Genomic DNA, 17,625 nt, shown 5'->3' on the forward strand with positions numbered 1-17,625 from the left:
TGCGATGTTGTCGCATAAAATGCGCGCGTTCCTTTCAATTTTAGGCATACTGATAGGAGTTGCTGCGGTTATCGCAATGATTGCATTAGGAAGAGGAGCGCAGGAGTCAATAGAGAAACAATTAGCCTCTTTAGGCTCTAACCTTTTGCTGGTAAGGCCCGGTTCTCCTAAATTGCAGGGGATTGCTATGCAAAGCGGCTCTACAACACGGTTTGTTTTTCAAGATCTGGCTGAAATTGCGAAACTAAAAGATTTAGTTAAATATGTAAGCCCTTCAGTGACCGGGCGTGTACAGGTTGTTTATGGAAATAAGAATTGGAATACTCAGGTAGAAGGCGCAGGAGTTGAATATGAACAGCTGCGAGTTGCAACTCCCATAGTCGGAAGATTCTTTACCGAAGAAGAGGTAAAGTTAAGAAATAAAGTTGTTTTATTGGGAACGACAGTAGTCCGTGAACTTTTTGACGATGATAACCCTATCGGAGAAACCATAAAAATAAATCTGATTAATTTTAAAGTAATTGGTATCCTGCCGCAAAAAGGAGCCGGTGGTTTTCATGACCAAGACGACACCCTGCTTGTGCCGATAACAACTGCAATGTACAGGCTTTTAGGCAAGCAATATATTGACCAGATTTATGTAGAAGCAAAGTCTCCCGATTTGGTGGAAGGCGCGCAAGAAGAAATATTAAAAGTTCTTGTTAAAGAACATCACATACCGCAGAAAGATGTTGAAGATGCGTTCCAAATACGCAATATGTCCGATATTAAGGCGGCATTGGAATCCAGCACAAAGACGATGAGCCTGTTGTTGGGTTGTATTGCCGCTATCTCTCTTTTGGTAGGAGGGATCGGGATTATGAATATTATGCTTGTGTCGGTAACCGAAAGAACACGCGAAATCGGCTTAAGAAAGGCGATAGGCGCAAGTAATAAAGATATCTTAACACAATTCCTTATTGAAGCAGCTTTGATGTCTTTTATTGGAGGAATTGCCGGGATTATTTTAGGAACAGGCATTTCTGTTTTGATTACAATATTTACGGGCTGGGCAGTGAAAATTTCTTTATTCCCGATAGTTCTTGCAACGACTTTTTCGTTAATAGTGGGAATAATCTTTGGAATTTGGCCGGCGAAAAAAGCTTCCATGCTTGATCCGATTGAAGCATTAAGGTACGAATAAAAATATTTTTTAATAATGATAAAACCCTTAAAAATAAATGAATACTATGAAAGGATTGATAAATATCTTGGAATGTTGTTGTTGCTTTGCGTATTTTTATTTATCTTTGCTTATTCCCACCGTGCCATTTTTGACCTTGATATCTGGTCGCATTTAAAAACCGGCGAATATATAATCCAGAATAAAACAATCCCGCAAACTGATATTTTTTCCTTTACGCGGCAAGGCGAGCCTTGGCCAAGCCAGAGATGGCTTTTTCAGGTGGTGTCTTATCTTATATATCAAAAATGGCAGGCAGAAGGCCTTATCTTATTTGGCAGTTACACGATTATTTTAACTTTCTTTATTTTATTTCTTATTGGGCGGAAGTTTTTGAAATCTTACTTGGAAACTTCTCTTTTGATTTTACTTGTTGCTTTGGCTTCAGCCTCGCGTTTTAATATCCGTCCTGAAATGTTCAGCCTCTTATTTTTTACGTTTTACCTATATATATTGCGGTTCTTTATTGAGAAACGGATAGTCTGGTTTCTTGTTCCGATTCAAATCCTCTGGGTAAACCTTCATTTTTACTTTTTTCTCGGGCCAGCGCTTATATTGCTATTTATTATTGCAGAGTCGGTAAGGAGGTTTTCAAAAAAATTACCTTGGAGATGGGGAAAAGAATTTCCCTTAAGCAATAAAGCGTTTAAACAGCTCATCCTTTTATTTTTTGTTTCTTCTTTCGCCTGTATTTTTAATCAAGGCGGGTTAAACGGCGCATTCTATCCTTTTGTGGTCTTTAAAGAAATATTTTTAGGCCAGAGTAAAATATTCTGTGAGCATATCCAAGAACTAAGGCCTACATTCCGGTTAATTAAAGACATCGGGAATTATTATCCTATCCTGCTTGTTTTATGTTTTTCTTCCATGTTGATGAATTTTAGGAGGTTGAAGATTGTTGAGATTTTGCTTGCGGTTTTCTTTTTTTTCTTTGGGCTTACTGTGCGCAATGTATCTTTTTCTTCGGTCGCGGCTTTCTTAATTATAATTTCTTACCTCGGAGAAACCATAACTTCAATGAGCTCAAATATTAAAGTTAAGGTTCCCCGTCAGCAAACAGTCTATTATTTATTTAGGATAGGAATAATTTTAATAATTATTGTTTGGCTCGTATCCAAAATTCTCTCTGTCTCTTCACAGAAGTATTATGATTTTACTGCCAATAAATTTGTATATCTTGGTTGCGGTATAGATAATAGAAGGTTTCCTGTAAAGGCAGTTGATTTTGTTATTAATAATAACCTACCGGATAATATCTTAAATGATTTTAATTCAGGCGCCTATTTAATATACAAAGGATATCCAAAGATAAAGGTATTTATCGATGGCCGGACCGAAGTATATGGAGAAGTTTTTTACAGGGATTATCAGGAAGCAATGGATGGGAAAAGAGCTGTTTTTGAAAAATTAGTTAGTAAGTATAATGTAAATACAATTATATTGAGCACGCTTTCAAATACTAAAATATACAGTATAGTCCCCTATATTTATAAGAACCCGCAGTGGAGGTTGGTGTTTTTTGATGATGCGGGAGTTGTGTTTTTAAGAAACCTTCCTTTATATCAGCAATTGCTAAATAAATATTCATTAGGCTCGGGCAAATATAACCCTTTGCCTGTAAATACGAAAGAGATCGGGCTAAGAAGAGTTTATCCGTCTTTATATTTAAAGTATGCAAATCTTCTGCTTCTTCTAGGAGAGAATAATGCCGCTATAGTAGAGGCAAAAAATGCTTTGGAGGTAGATCCGGCCTGCGGTGAAGCATACAGTATCTTAGGCCGAGCTTATTTAAAGCAGGACCAATACTCTTTAGCTTTCAGTGCGTTACGCCACGCCGCGTTGTTCCTTCCGAAGAATCCCGAAGTTCTGACTAACTTGGGCTTATGCTTAAGAAAGTTAGGAGATAATAGTTTTGCTGTTACTATCCTAAAAGGAGTAGTAAGAATTGACAAAAAATATTCTCCGGCCTACTATCAATTAGGCATGGCATATTATTCCAGGAATGATTTAAGGGGAGCTGTAAGTGCTTTTGAGAACGCCGTTAAACTAAACCCAGAAGATCCAAGATTGCGCCTTAAACTTTCGGAGAGCCTATTTCAATTAGGGGAAAAATCAAGAAATCCGGTAATAATAACAAAGGCTAGAAAAGAAGCAAGCAAAGCATTGGAATTATCAAAGAGCGACGCTAAGTTATACAAAGAATTAGAGATGCGGATAAAGAAAATTTTTGAGCATGAAAAACTTTAAAGAATTCTCTTGCATTTTTAATTGCTTTATGATAAAAGAATAATAACTAAGAGGAGATCTAATGCGTGAGCATCTAGGTTTTTTAAAGATATCCAGTGCAGTGGTAAAAATAACTGCCTGGATTTTTTTGGTTTTAGGTTTAATAAGCGGCGTGTCTATTATCTTGGGTATTGTGCCGGGACATAGCTATTGGGAAGGGATAGTTGTATTAGCAGTATATGCCTTCTTTTTTTTCTTCCTTTTCCTTATAGCAAAAATCGCGGACCTCTTGATAAAAATCATTAACGAAATCAAAAAAGACAGTAACGCCTAATTCTTTAAACGACTAATTTATTTTTTTTCAGGAGGTAGGATGTTAAGAATGAGGCTTTATAATTTTTTAATTATTGCGGCAGTTATAGTTCTGTTTTCTGGTTGTGATAATCTCCCGTTTTTCCCAAAGAAAAAGGAAATTAAGCAGGAAGAGAGCAGGGCCCCAGCAGGCGATATAGTCGCAAAGATAGGGAGATTTTATATTACTAAGGATGATTTAAATAAAGAAATAGATGCATTTAACAATATGGTCACTACCCAGGGCATGCCTCAGAGTAAAATTGATACCCGTGAAAAAAAGATAGATTATTTAAAGAATGACGCGGTGCGTAAATATATACTTTATCAGGAAGCTTTGGATAGAGGGCTTGATAAAAGAGCGGATATTGAAAGAAAATTAGAGAATGGTAAAGTTACGCTTTTAGTTTCAGAATTATTGCGCAGCGAAATTGAGAAGATAGATGTTACCAGTAAAGAAATAGAGGATTTTTATAAAGAAAATAAAGATATGTTAAAAGAGCCGGAGCAAAGAAAAATTTCTGAGATACTTGTTCCGACGGAAGAAGATGCAAGACAGGTAAATATTGAGCTCTTAAAGGGGGGAGATTTTGCGACACTTGCCCGGCAATATTCTAAATCTCCTACTGCAGCTAAAGGTGGAAGCTTAGGCTTTATTTCTTTAGAAATGGATACTACAAAAAGAATAAGGCCGGATAAGTTTTATGAAGTAGCTTTTTCTCCTACTCTAGATACGGGGAGCATCAGCAATATTTTTAAAAGCAAAGAAGGCTATTATATTATAAAGCTGGAAAGCGTTAAGAAATCGGAAGCAAAATCACTTTCTGAGCTTTGGGACAATATAAAGTCGTATTTATTATTTGAGAAACAGCAAAAAGCTATTGAAAGCCTGGCTAATAAATTAACCGGAGAAACAAAAATAGAGATATATGAAGGCAAGGTAGACTAAATATGGATATGCCAAAACTCCCAATTGATAAAAAGTACCTCCCGATGATTATAGCGGCTGTCGCCGGTTTAGTCGCGGTGTATCTAATTAATATTTATATCCAGCAGACAGCAGATGAAACCAGAAAGAGAGAGCAGGAGAGGAGAAAAGAACTGGCAACTGTTGTCATTGCAAAGCAAGATATTGCTTCGGGGACTGCTATTAAAGACACTATGGTTAAAGAAGAAATAATCAGTAAGTCTCTGATTCAGCCTCGCGCCGCAAGTTCCTTGGATAGGGTTGTGGATAGAATTACAATTGCTCCTATATCTAAAGGTGAGCAAGTGCTTCTTAATAAAGTTACTCTTTCGGGAGAAGCAGTTTCGTTATCGACAAAAATTCCCCGGGGAAAAAGAGCGATTACAATTCCAGTAGATAATATTTCTTCTGTTGGAGGGATGATCAGGCCGGGAGACCATGTAGATGTAGTCAGTATGATACCAATCCCGGGGATAGGCCAGGATGGAAAACCCAGTAACCAAATGAATACTACGCCGCTTTTTCAGGATGTTTTGGTTTTAGCTGTTGGGCAAGAATATGCAGCAGTCCCCGGCGGGCAAAAAGGAGAAAAAAGGCAAACTCCAATTATTACTCTGGCATTAGCGCCTCAGGAAGCGAATCTTATCGCATTTATTCAGGAACAAGGCAGAATTCGTTTAATCCTTCGTTCTCCCGGAGACAGCGGATCTGAAAGAATTGCTCCTGCTAATTGGGAATCTGTATTAAGAATGACTATACCGGAAATGTTTGAAAGAGGAGAAGAGGCGCCGGCTCCAAAGCCTCGTAAAACGGTTGAAATATACCGCGGTTTGCAAAAAGAAGTAAAACCTTTGGATTAGAAGAAAAGGATAGATAATGACGAGAAAATATAAGATTCTCTGTAGCTTAATTTTGTTTTCATCTTTTTTATTGGCACACAAACCAGTTTTAATTACTGCGGAGAATGAAGAAACAATCCGTATGATAGTCGGAGAGTCAAAAGTTTTTCCTACATTATCGCCTACCCGAGTAGTTATAGGAAATCCTAAGGTTGCAGACATTGTGGATGTCACGAATACCGAGATTTCCGTAAATGCAAAATTATCAGGAGTCACTACTTTGGTTTATTGGGATAATTATGGCGAACAATCAATGAAAATCAGAGTTGTCCCCGAAGACACTATAGAGTTAAAGCGAAGAGTAGACAGTTTAATTTCCGGTTTAGGATTAGATGAGGTGAAAACCAATATTGCCGATGATGAGGGCAAGATTTTAATTATGGGCCGGGTAAAAAACCCGCAAGACAGAGAAAGAATTGGAGTTGCGCTTGGAGCATTAAAAGATAAGACAATTGACCTTATTGAGGTAAAAGAAGAACAGGCAGTAGTTGAAATTGACGTGCAGATATTAGAGCTTGATAAAGACGGGACTACTTCATTAGGGTTTAGCTGGCCCGGGCAATTCTGGATTAATGAAGTTGCTTCTCCGGGTATTGCTACTACAGGAGTTACTTCAATTGTTCAAGGAGCTTCTCCTTCCACAAGTTTCTCGGTTACAAATGCCGGAACAAAACTTTCAAATTTGTATAAAGTTGTAAATTATAGCCGTAATGCTTTTGGCGTCAAGTTAGATGCGTTGATTCAAGAAGGAAAAGCAAGGATTCTTTCCCGCCCGCGTTTGGCCTGCCAGAGTGGGAAAGAAGCAGAGTTGTTGGTAGGAGGAGAAAAGCCGATATTTAGCACAACACTTGCTGCTACAACAGGAAATTCAGGAACTCAGGTAGAATACAAGGAGTACGGAATTAAGCTAAATATTAAGCCAACCGTAGGTGCTGATGAAAAAATCAAATTAAATTTAAAGGTTGACGTAAGCGAGTTGCAGGAAGCTGAAACCATAGGGACTACGACTTCAATTACGGCAAAGGCATATCCGCTTACTAAGCGTTCCACGTCTACAGAGCTTTTTCTTGAAGATGAGCAGACCTTAGCTATCGGAGGTTTGATAAAGCAGAAAACCTCCGAGGATTTACGTAAATTCCCTTGGCTTGCTGATATCCCCGTTTTAGGATCATTTTTTAGACAAAAAATTACGACTACTGGTGGTGGAAGCGGCGAGAAAGGGGATACAGAATTATTTATTACGCTTACTCCGAAAATTGTTAGTAGGGAATCGGATAGTAAAAAAAATAAGAAAGAGCCAGAACCCCGGGATTTTGTTAAGCCTTCTTTGCCCGTGAATACATCTTCCTCACCAATTAGTAACTATGCTTCTTTAATTCAAAAGCGAATTACTGATAATTTGGAGTTTCCTGCAGCAGCCAAGAAAAGCGGTTTTGAGGGGACAGTGAAATTAAGTTTGCATCTTTCGTATCAGGGGGATCTTTTGGATACAGTGGTTAAGAAAACTTCCGGATACAAAATATTAGATGAAAGCGCGGTAAAGACAGCCCGGGGCATCGGAAGTTATCCTCCGTTTCCTCCCGCAATAACATCTCAGGATATTTGGATAGACGTACCAATAGCCTATCGGCTTGATTAAAATATGTCCAAAACAATTTCAATATTCAGCACAAAAGGCGGCGTTGGGAAGACTTTTGTCTCAATGAATTTGGCTGTAAGCCTTGGGTACTATTCCAAGAAAAAAGTCGCCCTTATTGACCTTGATCTTCAAGCAGTAGGGGATATGTCGCGGCTACTTAATGTTCAAAGCCGCAAATCTTTATTGGACCTTGCCGAAAATATAAAGAAAAATCCCGAAGCTGTATCATTGAAGGATTATATGGTAAAAATTCCCAATTTCGGGGTTGATTTTTTACCGGCAGTCTTAAACCCGCGGCAGGCTGTGCATCTGGATAGCGATAGAATTAAATGCGTCCTTGATTATTTGGATAAGAATTATGATTTCATTCTTATTGATGCAGGGCGGGCTTTTACGGAAAGTTTGTTTTCTACTTTTAATTATACCAATTTAATCCTCTTAGTTGTAACTCCCGACGTAATTTCAGTTTATCAAACAAAATGGTCACTTGATTCTTTACAGTCTTTGCATATCCCTCTTAATATGATAAAGATTGTTTTAAACCGCGCTGAGAGCGCAGGCAGCGTCAGTTGGCAGGAAGTGCGCGCCGCGATACCCGTTGAAATAATTGGGAGAATCCCTTCAGAGGGAAAAACTGTTGGCCTTGCATTAAACCGCGCAACCCCGGTTGTTATAGATTCTCCTCGTTCAAAAGTAGCCCTTGCCATAAGAAAACTTGAGAAAGACCTTATTGAAAAACCAAATCTTTTCCTTGAACGTCAAGAAATAGCAGTTGCCGCTGGAGAAGAAGTTGTATTGCCTAAGGAAGGTGAGTTTTGGCAGAGGTTTAATCTAGCGAAGGATGCGCTTGTTGAAACCGATACTCAAGAAGAAGATGAGATTATTGAGTTAAAGAAACGAATCCATTCAAAATTAATTGAAAAACTGGATTTAAAACATATTGAAATTGACATGACTGATCCGGTTAAAGCGCGCCAGATAAGGGATAAAACCGAAGGGCATATCTCTACTGCTCTAGCAGAAGAGACCGGTGTATTTCTCTCATCATTTGAAATAAGAAAAAGATTAGTTAAAGAGATTGCTGATGAGGCTCTTGGTTTGGGGCCTTTGGAAGACCTCGCAAATGACCCGGACATATCAGATATTATGGTTAATAATAAAAACCAGATTTATATTGAACGAGGCGGGAAAATTAAATTATCTCCCAAAAGATTCCTTTCAAATGAACAGGTGCGCCAGGTTATTGAGAGGATTATTGCTCCATTGGGCCGCAGGATCGATGAGTCAGTCCCAATGGTGGATGCGCGCCTTCCTGATGGCTCGCGCGTAAATGCAATTATTCCTCCGCTTGCTTTATCCGGCCCGACTCTTACGATTAGAAAATTTGGAAGAGAGCGTCTTACTATTGACGATTTGCTTCGTATAAATACTTTAACCGAACCAATGCGCGATTTTATTGCCGGCTGCGTTTTATCAAGAAAAAATATTATTGTTTCGGGAGGAACCGGTTCAGGAAAAACAACCGTTTTAAATGTGCTCTCTACGTTTATCCCGGAGAATGAGCGAATTATTACAATTGAAGATGCTGCCGAATTAAAATTAAAACAGGAGCATTGCGTGCGCCTTGAGTCACGCCCACCTAATATTGAAGGAAAGGGAGCAATTACAATTCGCGATCTTTTCCGTAACTCTTTAAGAATGCGGCCTGATAGAATCATTATCGGAGAATGCCGAGGGGCTGAATCATTGGATATGCTGCAGGCGATGAATACAGGCCACGATGGTTCATTAACTACAATCCATGCAAATTCTACACAGGATGTTTTAGTCCGCCTTGACTCCATGATTTTAATGTCTGGTGTTGAGTTGCCTATCAGGGCGATTAGAGAAATGATTGCCTCCGCAATTGATATCGTAATTCACACTGCCCGTTTGTCCGACGGAACCCGGAAAGTTATACAGATTACGGAAATTACAGGCATGAAAGACGATATTCATATAGGTTTAGAAGATATCTTTGTCTTTAAGCAAACCGGCATTGATGCGCAGAATAATGTTGTCGGTCAATTTAAAGCCACTGGTTACATCCCTGCATTTATTGAAGAACTTAAGATTAAAGGGATACCAATCCCCGCTGATATATTTAAATCATCTTAATCTTTAGATAGTAATTCCTTTCTTGTCACTAAAATGCAAATAATCAATAAAACTACAAATATAAGTTTGGCCAACGAAGTTATTATAGCGCAATCTTTTTTTAAAAAAGCAAAGGGGCTTTTGGGAGTTAAAGAGTTTAAAGAAGGACATGCACTTATTATTAAGCCATGTAATTCAATCCATACTTTTTTTATGCAAATTTCAATTGATGTTATATTTGTTGATGCAGCAAATATAGTAGTTAAATGTATCCCAAATCTTCCGCCATTTCGCTTAAGCCCAATTTATTTTGAAGCAAGCTACGTGATTGAATTACCCGCCGGAACAATCAATAAAACCCAAGTTAAAACAGGTGATTGCCTTTTAATATCATAGCCTATCTGTCCTTTTCAGTTGTTTAAACCTTATTATAAATGTCCAATCAGAGTTCTTGACAATGTCCAATCTATTTGGTACACTTTAATTGCTATATAAAAATGTCCAAACTGGAGTGCTTGAGGTAGGTATGGGTGTAATTTATAAATTAAGGCCGGAAATTAAGGATTTTATTGTTGAGAAGAAGAAGATTAATCCAATTATTAGTTGTCGTGGCCTTACTGAGCTTATTGAATCTGAATTTAAAATTAAATTATCAAAGTCTACTATTAATGCAATAATTAAAGATGCTGGCTTAAGTATGCCGATTGGAAGGAGGCTTAAGAAGCACAAGCATCATCCCAAGGAGCAGATTGTTGAATCAAAAGAACCGCCTCTAGAATCACCTTCAAAAGAGTTGGTTCCCGTCGAGAAAAAGCCGGAGCAAATAGCTCAGCCAATCAGTATTCCTAAAATTGAAGAACCTGTTGAAGAAATAAAACCGCCGCAAGAAGCCCCTGAAACACCAATAATTCTCCCAGAAGAAAAACCAATTGAAGAAAAGAAAGAGGAATTGCCAGAGGTTCAAATAGAAAAGCCAGAGGAGCCGGTTATTGTTGAAAAGCAAGAAGAACTGATTCCTCCTCCAGAGCCTATTTTGGCTAAAGAAGAATTAGCTCAACCTGTTGCTCCAGAAGAAGTTATTGAAAAAGAACCAGAAAAAGAAGAAATTAGTGAGCCTGTAGTAGAAAAAGTTGTCGAGCCTGCAATATTACCTGTTGCAAGAGAAGAAGTTAAGAAAAATGAATCTTATGAGGAATTAGTCTCAACTGGAGCGGTTCTTTTAAAAGCTGCTGATTTTATTATTGGTGGAAGCAGTATAATTTCTGATGCGATCAGGAGTAGAATTATGTCTCTTGATGCCGCTCTTTTAGCTAAGACTGAGAGTGCAATTTATTTGCCTCTATTCCAAGGAGTAGCTGGTGGGCAGGAAGATGATTTGGAGAAATTATGGTCTTTAGTTGGACGAAATGTCACTTTAGATGCAATTTTGACATATCTTGATGATTTGCAGAAGGTTAAGCCAGTTAATACTGATATAATCCGTATTATTGACACCTCGGCGCAGGAAGTGAGGTGTATTAAGCTAGATCTTTCTAACGGAAGTATCTTGTATTTGGATGGGCAGTTTCAAACAGTGTGGTCAACACCGCATATACCGCATAGTTTTAACCTAACTGTAAATAATGTAAAGGGTTACATCAATAATTATTTCTTTGAAGAAAAGCCGTTAATCCTCGGTATGGCCCCGGGTTATGATTCTCCAACTGATGAATTTTTTAATTTTGCTTTAAGTCTTGATTCAAGAGAAAGAAAAATACGTTCACTTTCTCTGATTGCGGATAATCTTGAAGAAATTGAAGTAATCCCAGTTGAAACAGCCCGAAGAAGGTTTTTTATTTTTGGCTTATGGCCGTGGCAATTTACTCAGAGCCGGAAAGTAAGTTTATCCGGGGAATTTAAACCGTATCAATCCAATGTTTGCAAAAAAGAGTTATTTATAGCTTCCCTCGGGATTATTTTATCGCAAGTATCTGGAGATAAATCACTTACATTAAGAGGCTATGCAATAAAAACAAATCTTAACGAGAAAACCAGGTTGGTAATTTTAAGTAATCTTCCCATAGATACTAGCCCGGATTTATTGATTGAGCCGTATCTTGGCCGTTGGCCGAACTTTGAAGAGGCTTTTAAGGATTTTAGCCGAAAAGTTGAATTATTTACTTATACCGCGAATTCGCAGAAATATTTTTCCTCAGCTTCTGCAGATTTATTTACTGTGGCAAACATTGATATCAAAACGATTTTCAACCAGTATCTGAAACTTTTGGATATGTTCGTAAAATATCATTTTCTACCTCCCGGGTCTGAAGATACAGATTTCTCGTCGATGAAAGAGCAGTTTTATAGCCTTAAAACCACATTTAAGAAAGAAAAGGGCTGTGTTTTTATCAAATTTCTTACCCCCGAAGGATATGCTTCGCAAAAGCTGCTTTCTTACGCCTGCAACAGACTGAACGAAAGAGAGATTATTTTCTTTAACGGCCTGCGCGCCTGGTTTTCGCTTTAGAAAACGCTTTCTTTATACTCCCAAATATCATTGACACTGTATTATATTAATGTTATATTTTGAATGCAATTGAAAGGCGGCAACGAAAAGGCAATTCCACTATGGAGGTAGTGGATGCGCAAAGCCACGGTGAGTATGCTCGCAAAATATTGTTTTTATATTTCTAGCTTTGGGTCAGAGCGAGAAACTTTTACCGGGTTACCGAAAGCCGTCAATGGCTTTCGGTTTTTTATTGGATAAATTAGTAAAGACTTTGTAAAATCAATTAATAAGTTAAAGGAGGTGAGAAAATGTTAAGTTTAAGAGGGAAAAAAGCTCAGAGTACATTAGAGTATATCTTGGTTCTTACGGCTATTGTTGCAGCAATCGTGGTTGTTTCACAGGGGGTAATAAAAGAAAAGGTTATAAGTATGTTCGGCAATGTAGCTAATCAGGCTGATAAGGCAGTTTCAAAGATTAATTTTGATAACGAAGAATAAACAAAAATTTTTGAGGGAGGTGAAGAAAATGTTGATCTATTTAAACAAAAAAGCGCAAAGCACAGCCGAGTATGTCATTGTGTTGGGGTTGGTTGTAGGAGCTGTGGTTGCTATGCAAACATTTGTAAAAAGAGGCTTGCAAGGCAGAATCCATGACGCAGTAAAATATACCGGGGCTGCAGGCGATACAGATGCAAAAGCAATATTTAAAGGCAACCAGTATGACCCGAATTATGTTGAGAGCAATTTAACAAGATCAAGCTCTTCAGAAGAAAGTGAAAAAATTGCTACAGGCGGAGGAGAGATTACAAAAGAACTTACCAAGGAATCAAGCTCCACAACTGGTACGCAGACTATGGAAGCAGAAGATGGCAATAACGATTAAAAGTATGTACTTAACCCCCAATTTTATCGGATAAATTGGGGCGGGCTTGTGCCCAGGGAGGTGGAATAAATGTTGAGATATCACTTAAGAAAAAAAGGCCAGTCAACTCTGGAATACGCGATTCTTATCGGAGTTATTGTTGCCGGGCTTATCGCGATGCAGACGTATATCAAGAGAGGCTATGAGGGAAAATTAAGAGAGAGTGCTGATACTATGGGTAAGCAGTATAATCCCGAGGACACAACTTATAATTATACTACTTCAACCTCTTCTTTAAGTACTGAGGTTGTTTCTGATTCTAAAACAACAACAACAATTCAGAATCAGACATCGAATAGGACTGGAAACGAAACAGTTGGCGGCGTTACAAACGAAACATTGTTTTAAGCAGGTTAATTAAATTTAAGAGGGGAGAAGCCCATGTTTGTAAAAGCTTTGATATTTTTGGTCGTCTTTGGGGTGATATTCTTTCTTGTCACTTCTGCGTACCCCGCGTTTGAGATTTTAATGAAACGTTGGCGCAGAAAAAGAATGGATAATATTACCCCAAAGCTGGACCATATGTTTCTGGATATTACATTGCAGAAGCTGATGTTTCTGGATGTGTTAGTACCTGTAATATTCGGGATTATAGCAGTTACAGTTTCCAGAAACATTTGGATAGTTTTAGGGGCAATCGTGTTGGGTTTAATCATCCCTATCTTCGTGATTAAAAAGTTAGAGTCAATACGCCGGAATAAATTTGCGGGACAAATAGTAGATGTATTGATGATTCTTTCCAGCTGCCTTAAAGCAGGTTTGAGCATGACGCAGGCTCTGGAAGTTGTGGTTGAAGAAATGCCTTCTCCTGCTAACCAAGAATTTGGCTTAGTAACCCGCCAGATGCAAATGGGTGTATCTTTGGAGGATGCAATGAACAGCTTGCGCCGGCGTATGAAGGTAAGTGATCTGGATATGGTAGTAACAGCGATGATGGTTGCGAGGGAGAGCGGAGGAGACCTTACAGAAACATTCTCCCGCCTTGTCTTTACGATTCAGGAACGCAATAAATTAATCAGCCGCGTTAAAGCTTTGTGCGTTCAGGGAAAGTTGCAGGGTGCGATTATGTCGTTATTACCGATCTTTTTTGCGCTTTTTGTTTATAAGGTTAACCCGCATTTTTTTGATATCTTTTTTGAGGATAACTTTGGAAGGATGCTTTTTGCATACGCGATAATTTCAGAAATAATGGGGATAATCTTTATCCGCAAATTAAGCAAAGTGGATATTTAGGAGAATATATATTATGTTAATAATAATAGGGTTGCTTTTAAGTTTAGCGATATATTTAGTGCTCTACCAGATTGGGGTTGCTGCTTCTGAAAAGGCGCATCTTCCGCAGGAAGTTTTTTCCAATGATGTAGAGCAATCACTTTTGCGTTCTAGTGCTAGCATTGAAACACAGAATACCGCCTGGCTTTCTATTACTAAGCGGTTTAGGGCTCTCGAGAAGCGTATAAAAGCTACTGGCTTAAGAAGAAAGATAATCAAAGCAGGTTCTCCTATGGGTGTTTTGGAATTCATTTTCTTAAAGATACTTTGTATGACAGCAGTTCCTTTGATTGCCTTTATTTTATTAGGAAATAAATTTCCGCAGCATTTGGTATTTATTATATCGTTGGGTGTTGGCTTTATTCTTCCGGAATTTTGGTTGCAAAGGCAGATTAAGATCCGCCAGAACAATATCAGAAAGGACCTGCCCAATATTATCGACCTTTTAAATTTGTGCGTTAGCGGCGGTATGGATTTTATGCTTGCAGTTAACCGTGTTGTAAAAGAATTACCCAAGTGCGACTTAACGCAGGAATTAAGTGAAGTATACCGCCAGACCCAGATGGGTAAAAGCAGGAAAGAGGCTTTAAAAGAAATGGCTTGGCGTATAGATATGGCAGAGGTTTATTCATTCGTCAGAACTCTTGTGCAGGCAGATAGGATGGGTTCTCCGATGGCAGAGGCATTAAAACTTCAGTCAGAAGAGGTCAGGACAAGAAGATTCCATAGAGGAGAGGCAATGGCTTTAAAGGCACCTATAAAACTGCTCTTTCCTCTTTTTGCATTTATTTTACCGGTTGTTTTGATTATTGTAGGCGGCCCGATTATTTTAAATTTTGTGCGTAACAATGTCAGTATGGGGTTTTAAAAATGAGAAGACTAAGACGAGGCCAGAGTACGATTGAGTATTTTTTGATTATGGTGGCTTTTATTTTGGCGCTTCTCGTCAGTAACTTTATTTACAGATTGCATAATCCGACGGGTTCAGGGATATTCGATAGGTACTTTGTGAATCCGTCCAGCAGGATAGCAGGAAGCATTGGTGCAATGCATTTATTCCATTAAGAATTTGGAGGGAAAAGTTATGTTTAAGAATTTTAGATGCAGAAAAGCGCAAAGCGTTTTGGAATACGCAATGCTCATTATCATTATTGTTACAGCCCTAACAGCTATGAGTTTGTATATTCAGCGCGCAATAAATGCCCGTATGAAACAAGTTCAGGCTGAATTGGATGAAAATAAAAGGTAAGGTAAATATGAGAAGAGCCCAGAGCACATTAGAATATTTGGTTTTTATCGCTATCATTGTTGCGGCAGTTACTTCCATGGCCGTATATATGAAAAGGGCTATTCTTGGAAAATACAGGACAAATGCCGAGCAGGTTAGCGGAAGGTCATTTTATTCTCCGGGAGCAACGGAATCATATTATAAAACAACAAAGGATGTAATAGAGAATAATCATTCGGACAAATTTATACAAGAAGAGGGCGTTGTCCCTCCGCCAGTAGATGTGCTTGGTTTATCTCTGGGGGGGGAACCGGTGGTTACGCCTAACGTAACTAATATAACAGTTAATTCGGCTGAAACAGTGTTGCCTTTTGCAAAAGAGCCAGTGAGGCCGTGATATGAACTACAAAATTAACACAAGAAAACAGAGAGGATTTGCGTTTGCAGAATACGCTATTCTTATCGGCTTGGTGGCTATGGTGTTTGTAACTATGGATATGTATATTAAACGCGGTATTCAAGCGCGCACAAAGGATATAACAGATTTTTATTTAAGCCCTAATGGCGCGCCTAAGCAAGCAGTAGACCAGCTTTTGCCCAATAAAACTTACACAAGAGACTCTAGTACGGATTATGATGCAACTTCAGATTTATCTATGTCTACAGGTGGAGGTACCGGAGTAGATGTAAGTTCAACCATGACTTCAAAAACACATTCAAAAACTGTAGATCAGGATTTGTATAGCGGCATACTACCCGGGAACCTTTTAACTTTTATTCCTTGGGAATCTGGAGATATTCAGGCTCCAAAAAGCGAAGATTATACCAACCCGGATCATACTACTGAAGAAACAAAATATGATTGGGAAATTGATGATGATATTCCTCGGCTGCAGGCAGAGGTAGATAAATTGGTTACGAAAGCGCAGATGTTAGAAGAAAGGGCGGCAATGTTAGATAAAACAAGCGGTTCTGTGTCTTCAGATGCTAATATTTTAAGTGGCAATTTTTTTACCAGTTTCTTTTCTGCAATCACAAGTGGGACTAATTCAATGAATCAGACCAGCTCTGATTTATCCAATAATGCCAGTGACCTAAGAAGGCAGGCGCAAGAATTTAGAGATAGGGCTTCTCAAATAGAAGCGAGAATCGCAAGCCTTACGCAATCAACACAGGTAGGTGCATAATGATTATATGCGGAAATAATAGAGGACAGGCGGTGTTAGAAATGTCGATTTTCGCGGTTGTATTATTTATGGTCTTAGGGGGCCTTATTAGTTATATCCAGCAACTTAACGACCAGCAATATGTGCAGATGGAAACTTTTCGCAGGGCGCTTCAAACAGCAGGTGGATCTTTCCCCCAATCATATTTACCAGAAGCTTTAGGAGGCGGCAAAGGAGCGGGTGCTGCGGTTAACTATGTTCTTGTCCAGCACCGTAGATATACTGATTTTTCGGATTTCTTCAGGAAAGGCCAGCTGGTTCCTGTCTCTGGCAATGCTTCAATATACTGGGCGATCCCGGCAATTGGCGTAACAAAACCGCAGGACCGTTTAATTTATAGAATTAATGATGATGAGCCGCTACTTCCTCAAATTGTAAATGATGTAATGGGCGAGTTAAAAGATAGCATCCCGTCAATAGACATTCCTATTTTAGGCGAAAGTAGTATTACAGTGGGAGTTGCAGATATAAAAACAGATGTTAGTACAGATTTTAAAGAACGGGATATTAAACAAGAAAGCATAAACAGTATTATTACTACAAAAAAATCCACACTGAAAGATACGATAAGGACAAGCTTTGGTTATACGGTTATACCGACTGGCTTAGCATCGGATTTAATTGGTATTGACCCGGCAAAATTCCCCCAAGCAAATCATTCTATTACGCAGAGATTATATCGGGATGCAAGCGGGCAATATAGATATTCAAGGTTTGTTCCTGAAGGCACAACTGTAGAGAGAGGCAGGACATGGGAAACTCCTATTGGAAAATAAAAAATATTATTAAGAATAACAAGGGGCAGAACACTCTGGAGATTACCCTTGTTTTAATAATTATGATTAGCCTTCTTTATGGAGTGATTAATGTCTGGCTTTGGGGTAACAAACAGATTGTAAAAAGGCAGATTTCGTATAATAATTCAAGGATACAGGCTGGAACAGCTAAAGATGTATATCTTGAGCCGGTGTGGTGGGATTATAGAGGTAAAGACGCTATAGAAAAATTAACGGAAAACCAAGTCTTAATTGATAAATAAAAAGGAAAATA

General features: G+C 38.6%; 20 protein-coding genes. All 20 read left to right on the forward strand.

The window, feature by feature from the left end; translation table 11 throughout:
- A partial coding sequence (locus PHO70_01010; GenBank protein MDD5431559.1) for an ABC transporter permease occupies positions 1-1,183 on the forward strand: 1,183 nt, incomplete at its 5' end.
- A 15-nt stretch (positions 1,184-1,198) separates the two neighbouring features.
- A complete protein-coding gene (locus PHO70_01015) occupies positions 1,199-3,469 on the forward strand; it encodes a tetratricopeptide repeat protein (protein MDD5431560.1) in 2,271 nt (756 codons plus the stop codon).
- A 61-nt stretch (positions 3,470-3,530) separates the two neighbouring features.
- On the forward strand, positions 3,531-3,782 hold the full coding sequence (locus PHO70_01020) for a hypothetical protein (GenBank protein MDD5431561.1): 252 nt from the start codon (positions 3,531-3,533) through the stop codon (positions 3,780-3,782).
- Between the two features lie 39 nt (positions 3,783-3,821).
- A complete protein-coding gene (locus PHO70_01025) occupies positions 3,822-4,748 on the forward strand; it encodes a peptidyl-prolyl cis-trans isomerase (GenBank protein MDD5431562.1) in 927 nt (308 codons plus the stop codon).
- 44 nt (positions 4,749-4,792) lie between these two features.
- Positions 4,793-5,626 carry a Flp pilus assembly protein CpaB gene (gene cpaB / locus PHO70_01030; GenBank protein ID MDD5431563.1) on the forward strand — a complete coding sequence of 278 codons (834 nt, stop codon included), beginning with the start codon at positions 4,793-4,795 and terminating at the stop codon, positions 5,624-5,626.
- Between the two features lie 16 nt (positions 5,627-5,642).
- A complete protein-coding gene (locus PHO70_01035; GenBank protein MDD5431564.1) occupies positions 5,643-7,304 on the forward strand; it encodes a TonB family protein in 1,662 nt (553 codons plus the stop codon).
- A gap of 3 nt (positions 7,305-7,307) precedes the next feature.
- Complete coding sequence (locus PHO70_01040; protein ID MDD5431565.1) at positions 7,308-9,461, forward strand: ATPase, T2SS/T4P/T4SS family; 2,154 nt, start codon at positions 7,308-7,310, stop codon at positions 9,459-9,461.
- Positions 9,462-9,494: 33 nt separating this feature from the next.
- On the forward strand, positions 9,495-9,836 hold the full coding sequence (locus PHO70_01045) for a DUF192 domain-containing protein (GenBank protein ID MDD5431566.1): 342 nt from the start codon (positions 9,495-9,497) through the stop codon (positions 9,834-9,836).
- A 130-nt stretch (positions 9,837-9,966) separates the two neighbouring features.
- Positions 9,967-11,946, forward strand: a complete 1,980-nt coding sequence (locus PHO70_01050) for a hypothetical protein (protein ID MDD5431567.1) — start codon at positions 9,967-9,969, stop codon at positions 11,944-11,946.
- 290 nt (positions 11,947-12,236) lie between these two features.
- Positions 12,237-12,425: a hypothetical protein gene (locus tag PHO70_01055; protein MDD5431568.1), complete on the forward strand. Its 189-nt coding sequence runs from the start codon at positions 12,237-12,239 to the stop codon at positions 12,423-12,425.
- A 28-nt stretch (positions 12,426-12,453) separates the two neighbouring features.
- A complete protein-coding gene (locus PHO70_01060) occupies positions 12,454-12,810 on the forward strand; it encodes a hypothetical protein (protein MDD5431569.1) in 357 nt (118 codons plus the stop codon).
- A 69-nt stretch (positions 12,811-12,879) separates the two neighbouring features.
- Entirely contained in the window at positions 12,880-13,197 is a 318-nt protein-coding gene (locus PHO70_01065; GenBank protein MDD5431570.1) for a hypothetical protein, read from the forward strand.
- Between the two features lie 33 nt (positions 13,198-13,230).
- On the forward strand, positions 13,231-14,082 hold the full coding sequence (locus PHO70_01070) for a type II secretion system F family protein (protein ID MDD5431571.1): 852 nt from the start codon (positions 13,231-13,233) through the stop codon (positions 14,080-14,082).
- 13 nt (positions 14,083-14,095) lie between these two features.
- Positions 14,096-14,989 (forward strand): type II secretion system F family protein, encoded by an 894-nt coding sequence (locus tag PHO70_01075; GenBank protein MDD5431572.1) that lies wholly within the window; start codon positions 14,096-14,098, stop codon positions 14,987-14,989.
- A 2-nt stretch (positions 14,990-14,991) separates the two neighbouring features.
- Entirely contained in the window at positions 14,992-15,186 is a 195-nt protein-coding gene (locus tag PHO70_01080; GenBank protein MDD5431573.1) for a hypothetical protein, read from the forward strand.
- Positions 15,187-15,205: 19 nt separating this feature from the next.
- Positions 15,206-15,370 (forward strand): hypothetical protein, encoded by a 165-nt coding sequence (locus PHO70_01085; GenBank protein MDD5431574.1) that lies wholly within the window; start codon positions 15,206-15,208, stop codon positions 15,368-15,370.
- Positions 15,354-15,746: a hypothetical protein gene (locus PHO70_01090; protein ID MDD5431575.1), complete on the forward strand. Its 393-nt coding sequence runs from the start codon at positions 15,354-15,356 to the stop codon at positions 15,744-15,746. The genes PHO70_01085 and PHO70_01090 overlap by 17 nt, the downstream gene beginning before the upstream one ends.
- Position 15,747: 1 nt before the next feature.
- A complete protein-coding gene (locus PHO70_01095; GenBank protein ID MDD5431576.1) occupies positions 15,748-16,536 on the forward strand; it encodes a hypothetical protein in 789 nt (262 codons plus the stop codon).
- The gene (locus tag PHO70_01100) at positions 16,536-17,351 is read left to right on the forward strand and encodes a hypothetical protein (GenBank protein ID MDD5431577.1); all 816 of its coding nucleotides are present in this window, start codon (positions 16,536-16,538) and stop codon (positions 17,349-17,351) included. Before PHO70_01095 ends, PHO70_01100 begins: the two co-directional genes overlap by 1 nt.
- Positions 17,327-17,614: a hypothetical protein gene (locus tag PHO70_01105; GenBank protein ID MDD5431578.1), complete on the forward strand. Its 288-nt coding sequence runs from the start codon at positions 17,327-17,329 to the stop codon at positions 17,612-17,614. Before PHO70_01100 ends, PHO70_01105 begins: the two co-directional genes overlap by 25 nt.
- Positions 17,615-17,625: the final 11 nt, after the last annotated feature.

The sequence above is a fragment of the Candidatus Omnitrophota bacterium genome, from assembly GCA_028715415.1.
Taxonomy (GTDB): domain Bacteria; phylum Omnitrophota; class Gorgyraeia; order Gygaellales; family Profunditerraquicolaceae; genus JAQURX01.